The sequence below is a fragment of the Quadrisphaera sp. DVD1 genome, assembly GCF_058932755.1.
Genome location: NZ_JBZYWI010000176.1, coordinates 1 through 5,954, shown reverse-complemented (window position 1 = coordinate 5,954; position 5,954 = coordinate 1). Strand labels below are relative to the sequence as shown.

The following is a 5,954-nucleotide window of genomic DNA, read 5'->3' as shown; positions in this document are numbered from 1 at the left end:
TCCACCGAGGCCGCCAGGTGCCAGGCCCGGCGGTCGGCGTCGTGCCCACCGGAGAGCACCGACGCCAGCGCCCGGTGCGCCCGGCGGCGCTCGGTGCTCGTCGCCGCGCCGTAGACCGCCGAGCGCACCAGCGGGTGGCGCAGCTCCAGCGCCGCTCCGGCCACGTGCAGCAGCCCCGACCGCTCGGCGTCCTCCAGCGCCTCCTCTCCGGCGCCGAGCTCGGCGGCGGCCTGGCGGACGACGGCCGCCCGCCCGGAGTCGTCGGCCGCCGCGACGAGCAGCAGCCGCTGCGCCGCCGTGGGCAGCCGCCGGCAGCGGTCCGCGAACGCCCGCTGGACCCCCTCGGTCAGCGGCAGCCGCGTGGGCAGGGGCACGGCCCCGGTCAGCTGCTCGGCGCTCAGCGCCTCGCTCAGCTCGACCAGGGCGAGGGGGTTCCCGCCGGTGCTGGCGAGCAGCGCGTCGCGCACGTGCGCCGGCACCGCGACGCCGGCCCGCTCGGCCAGCAGCGCGCCCGCCGCCTCGGCGTCCACCCCGGCCAGGGTCAGGCTCGGCAGGTCGCCGCTGTCGAAGGTGCGCACGTCACCCTCGCGGGCGGCGAAGAGCAGGGCGACGCGCTCGGACTCCAGGCGGCGGGCGACGAACAGCAGCGCGGCCGCCGACGCGTCGTCCAGCCAGTGGGCGTCGTCGACGACGGCGAGGACCGGGGCGGCCTCGCTGGCCTCGGCGAGCAGGCTCAGCGTGGCGAGGAGGACGAGGAACCGGTCAGGGACGTCCTCACCGGTCTCCCCGAACGCCGCCCGCAGCGCCCGGGCCTGCGGGGCCGGGATCGCCTCGGCGCACCGCACCACCGGCCGCAGCAGGCGGTGCAGAGCCGCGAACGCCAGCGGGGACTCCGACTCCACGCCCTGCGTGCGCAGGACGGTGACGCCGGCCGCCCCCGCGACGACCTCGGCCAGCAGGGTCGACTTGCCCACCCCCGGCTGCCCGCGCAGCACCAGCGCCCCGCCGCGCCCGGCCCGGGCGCCGTCCAGCAGCGCGGCGACCGCGGCGGCCTCCCGTTCCCGTCCCCGCAGCACGCGCCGACCCTAGCGACGCACCACGGCAGCCGGGCCGTCAGAACCAGGACGCTGCCGGGGGCGCCGTCGTTCTGACACGGCAGGCCTGGCGGTTCTGCCGGCGCGAGGCCGGTGGCCGCGCTCGCAGGGTGGGAGGCGTCCCAGCAACCCCTGAGCCCGAGGAGCTCCCCATGATGAGCAGCACGCCCCGCACCTTCGTCGGCAGCACCACGTTCGCCGTCACCGGCATGACCTGCGCCCACTGCGAGCGGGCGGTGCGCCAGGAGATCGGTCAGGTCCCCGGCGTCTCGCGGGTCGACGTCGACCTGGCCACCGGCTCCGTGACGGTCTTCGCCGAGCGGCCCGTCGACCGCGCCGACATCACCGCCGCCGTCGACGAGGCCGGCTACGCCCTCGTCCCGTGACCGCCGCACCCCGAGGAGGCGCGATGACCACCACCGACATCACCCCGACCACTCCGACGAGCACGCGCCTCGACATCGGGGGCATGACCTGCGCCTCGTGCGTCGCCCGCGTGGAGCGCGCGCTGCGCCGCGTCGACGGCGTGGCAGAGGCGCAGGTCAACCTGGCCACCGAGGTGGCTGCCGTCACCTACGACCCCGGCGCGGTCGGCGTCGGCGACCTGCAGGCCGCGGTCGAGCGCGCCGGCTACACCGCGACGCCGCGGCGCACGGCCGCGGAGGCGCCCGAGCAGCCGAGCCCGGACGACGTGCGGAACACCGGGGACGCCGAGCCCGACGCCTCCCTGGCGGCGCTGGAGCGCCGCTGGCAGACCACTCTCGCCGTCGGCCTGGGCCTGATGGTGCTCATGTACGTGCCGCTGCCGATCGACGCGATGGACTGGCTGATGCCGGCGATCTTCGTCGTGGCCACGGTGGTGCAGCCCTGGGCCGGGCGGGAGGTGTACGCGGCGGCGTGGGCGGCGGCCAAGCACCGCACCACGACGATGGACACCCTCGTGGCGCTGGGCACCGGCGTCGCGTACCTCTACAGCGCGTTCGTCACCCTGTGGCCCGGCGTCGCGGAGGGCTGGGGGCTGCCGCTGCACGTCTACTTCGAGACGAGCCTGGTGATCCTCGCCCTCGTGCTCGCCGGGCGGTGGATGGAGGCCCGTGCCAAGAAGCGCACCGCCGCGGCGATCACCGCCCTCGTCGGCCTTGCGCCCACGACGGCGCGGGTGCTGCGCGACGGCCGCGAGGTCGACGTCCCGGTCGAGCAGGTCGTGGTCGGCGACCTCGTGCGGGTGCGCCCGGGGGAGGCGGTGCCGGTCGACGGCGTCGTCACCTCCGGCGCGACCGCCGTCGACGAGAGCATGCTCACCGGCGAGAGCCTGCCGGTGGACAAGGGCGTCGGGGACGCCGTGATCGGCGCGACCCTCAACCGCACCGGCTCGGTCGTCCTGCGTACGACCGCCGTCGGCGCCGACACCGCCCTCGCGCAGATCGTCCGGCTGGTCGAGGACGCCCAGGGCGCCAAGGTGCCCATGCAGCGCCTCGCCGACCGGGTCTCGGCGTGGTTCGTGCCGGCGGTCCTGGTCCTGGCGGTCGCGACGTTCGCCGCCTGGGCGCTGCTCGGGCCGGACGCCGACCGGCTCACGATGGCGATCAGCACCACCATCGCCGTCCTCATCATCGCCTGCCCGTGCGCGCTCGGGCTCGCGACGCCGACCGCGGTCATGGTCGGCACCGGCCGCGCCGCCGAGCTCGGCATCCTCATCCGCAACGGCGAGGCGCTGGAGACCGCCCGCCGCGTCACCGCCGTCGTGCTCGACAAGACCGGCACCCTCACCCGCGGCGAGCCGGCGCTCACCGGCCTCGCTGCCGCACCCGGGTGGCGCGAGGAGGACGTGCTGGCCCTGGCCGCGGCCGCCGAGACCGGCAGCGAGCACCCCGTCGCCTCGGCCGTCGTGGCCGCCGCCAGCGAGCGCGGGCTGGCGCTGCCGGAGGTGCACGCCTTCGAGGCCGTCCCCGGGCACGGCATCGACGCCGTCGTGGCGGGCCGCCCGGTCGCGGTCGGCAACGCCGCCCTCATGGCGGCCCGCAGCGTCGACGTCATCCCGCTGACCGCGGCGGCGCAGCGCGCTGCGGCCGACGGAGCCACGCCGCTGTTCGTCGCGGTCGACGGCGCGCTCGCGGGCGTCCTCACCGTCGCCGACACGGTGCGGCCGGAGTCCGCCGAGGCCGTCGCCCGGCTCCAGGCTCTCGGCCTGCAGGTGGTGATGCTCACCGGTGACGCGGCCGCCACGGCCCGCACCATCGCCGCCCAGGTCGGCATCGCCGACGTCCTCGCCGAGGTGCTGCCCGCCGACAAGGCCGCCGCGGTGGCCGCGCTGCGCGAGCAGGGGCACGTCGTCGCGATGGTCGGCGACGGCATCAACGACGCCGCGGCCCTGTCCACCGCCGACGTCGGCATCGCCATCGGCACCGGCGCGGACGTCGCGATCGCCGCCTCCGACATCACCCTCGTCGGCGGCGACCTGCGCAGCGTCGTCGCGGCGATCGCGCTGTCGCGGCGCACCGTCACCACGATGAAGCAGGGCCTGGTGTGGGCGTTCGGCTACAACCTGCTCCTCATCCCGGTGGCCGCCGGCGCCCTGTACGGCCTCGACGGGCTGCTCCTGGATCCGGTGCTGGCCAGCGCCGCGATGGCGATGAGCTCGGTCAGCGTGCTGACCAACGCCCTGCGGCTGCGCCGCTTCCGGCGCCCGGCCGGCGTCGCGGAGGTCCTGCACCCGCCGGTGGCCGCGCGCCTGGGCCAGTACGCGTACCTCGCCGGGGTCGCCGTCCTGGCACTGACCCTGGGGGCGGGTCTGACCGCCCTGAGCCGGACGGACGGCGCCGAGCGCGGCATGAACGGCGTCCTGGCCTGGACCCAGCGCACCGGCATGCCCGTGCGGCCCGCCATGAGCACGATGATGACCGCCGACGTCGAGGCCACCGACTCCCTCACCGCGGGCCTCGAGGTGCGCCTCGACGTCCCCGCCGGCACCCGACCGGGCCGGCCGACCCGGGCGGTCGTCACGCTGCTGGACGTCACGACCGGCGCTCCGGTCGACGACCTCACCCTCAGCCACGAGGTCTGGATGCACCTCATCGTCACCCGCGCCGACCTCGGGACGTTCGCGCACGTCCACCCCGAGCCCACCGGCCGCCCCGGCGAGCTCGCCGTGGACCTGACCTTCCCCACGGCGGGGGAGTACGTGGTCAACGCCGAGTTCCGGCGGCAGGGGGAGATGGGCGACGTCCACGACCGGCAGGTGCTCACCGTCGCCGGGCCGCCCGCACCGGCGCAGCCGCTGACCGAGAGCGGGCGCACGGCCGTCGTGGACGGCGTCCGCGTCGACCTCCACGGGCTGGCGGTGGTGGGCGCCGGCAGCGACCTGGAGATGTCGTTCACCGACGCCGCCACGGGCCGCCCGCTGGACGACCTGCAGCCCTACCTCGCCGCCGCCGGGCACGTCGTGGTCATGCGCGCGGACGGGCAGACCTTCGCCCACGAGCACGCCGAGGTCGAGGACGCCGACGGCGACCCGGTCTTCGCGCTGCCCGGCCAGCGGTTCGGGCCCGAGCTGGGCCTGCACGTCCGCTTCGACGCCCCGGGCCTGCACCGGCTGTGGGCCCAGGTCCGGCTCGCCGACGGCCGCGTCATCACCGCCCCCTTCACCGTGGAGGCGCGCTGAAACCCGATGGCGAGCGGACGCCGTCCCGACCACGCTGTCCGGGTGGAGCGGATCAACGACAAGCTGCTGTCCTGGGCCTCGATCCTCGAGCCGGAGACCCGCGCGCAGGCCGAGCGGGCGGCGTCCATGCCGTTCATCCAGCCGCACCTGGCGCTGATGCCCGACGCCCACCTCGGCAAGGGGGCGACCGTCGGGTCGGTCATCCCCACCGAGGGTGCGATCATCCCGGCCGCGGTGGGCGTCGACATCGGCTGCGGCATGATCGCCGTCCGCACCCAGTGGCGGCGCCAGGACGTCGAGCGCGCGGGCAAGCTGTCGCGGCTGCGCACCGCGATCGAGCACGCCATCCCGCTGTCGGCCGGCGTCTACAACAAGAAGCTGACGCCGAGCGCGGGGGAGCGGGTCGCCGAGCTGGAACGCGCGGCCGAGCAGGCCGGCGTCCGCCCGGACGCCGCCGCGGGGAACTGGCGCCTCCAGCTCGGCAGCCTCGGCTCGGGCAACCACTTCATCGAGGTCAGCGTCGACGAGACCGACCGCGTGTGGCTGTTCCTGCACTCCGGCAGCCGCGGGGTGGGCAACAAGATGGCGATGCGCCACATCGCCGTCGCGGTCGAGGTCTGCCGCAAGGCGGACGTCGACCTGCCCGAGCGCGACCTGGCGTACCTCACCGAGGGGACGCGGCAGTTCGACGCGTACATCGCCGACCTGCGCTGGGCGCAGCGCTTCGCCCTGCTCAACCGCGAGGAGATGATGGACCGGGTCGTCACCGCCGTCTCCCACCACCTCGGCGAGCACGTGGAGGAGGCCGAGCGCATCAACTGCCACCACAACTTCACCGAGCGCGAGGAGCACTTCGGCGCCGAGCTGTGGGTCTCGCGCAAGGGCGCGATCAAGGCCGACGTCGGGGACGCCGGCCTGATCCCCGGGTCGATGGGGACGGCGTCCTACGTGGTCACCGGGCGTGGCAACCCGGACTCGCTGAACTCGAGCCCCCACGGCGCCGGGCGCAGCCTGTCGCGCACCGCGGCGCGCAAGCAGTTCACCCGCGAGCAGCTGCGCGAGGCGATGAAGGGCATCGAGTACCGCGACACCGACGCGTTCCTCGACGAGATCCCTGCGGCGTACAAGGACATCGACACGGTGATGGCCGACGCCGCGGACCTCGTCGAGGTGCGCCACACCCTGCGGCGGATCGTCAA

General features: G+C 75.8%; 4 protein-coding genes. 3 read left to right on the top strand and 1 reads right to left on the bottom strand.

The window, feature by feature from the left end:
- The coding region (locus tag AC5FZL_RS15035; protein WP_493619696.1) for an AAA family ATPase at nucleotides 1–1,076 on the bottom strand (1,076 nt) is incomplete at its 3' end.
- A gap of 170 nt (nucleotides 1,077–1,246) precedes the next feature.
- Between AC5FZL_RS15035 and AC5FZL_RS15030 the strand changes: the two genes are divergently transcribed.
- The 3 genes from AC5FZL_RS15030 to AC5FZL_RS15020 form a co-directional block, all read left to right on the top strand.
- Nucleotides 1,247–1,480 carry a heavy-metal-associated domain-containing protein gene (locus tag AC5FZL_RS15030; RefSeq protein WP_493619695.1) on the top strand — a complete coding sequence of 78 codons (234 nt, stop codon included), beginning with the start codon at nucleotides 1,247–1,249 and terminating at the stop codon, nucleotides 1,478–1,480.
- Nucleotides 1,481–1,503: 23 nt separating this feature from the next.
- Nucleotides 1,504–4,755, top strand: a complete 3,252-nt coding sequence (locus tag AC5FZL_RS15025; RefSeq protein WP_493619694.1) for a heavy metal translocating P-type ATPase — start codon at nucleotides 1,504–1,506, stop codon at nucleotides 4,753–4,755.
- 42 nt (nucleotides 4,756–4,797) lie between these two features.
- Nucleotides 4,798–5,954, top strand: a 1,157-nt coding sequence (locus AC5FZL_RS15020) for an RtcB family protein (RefSeq protein WP_493619693.1), incomplete at its 3' end; no start/stop codon positions are given.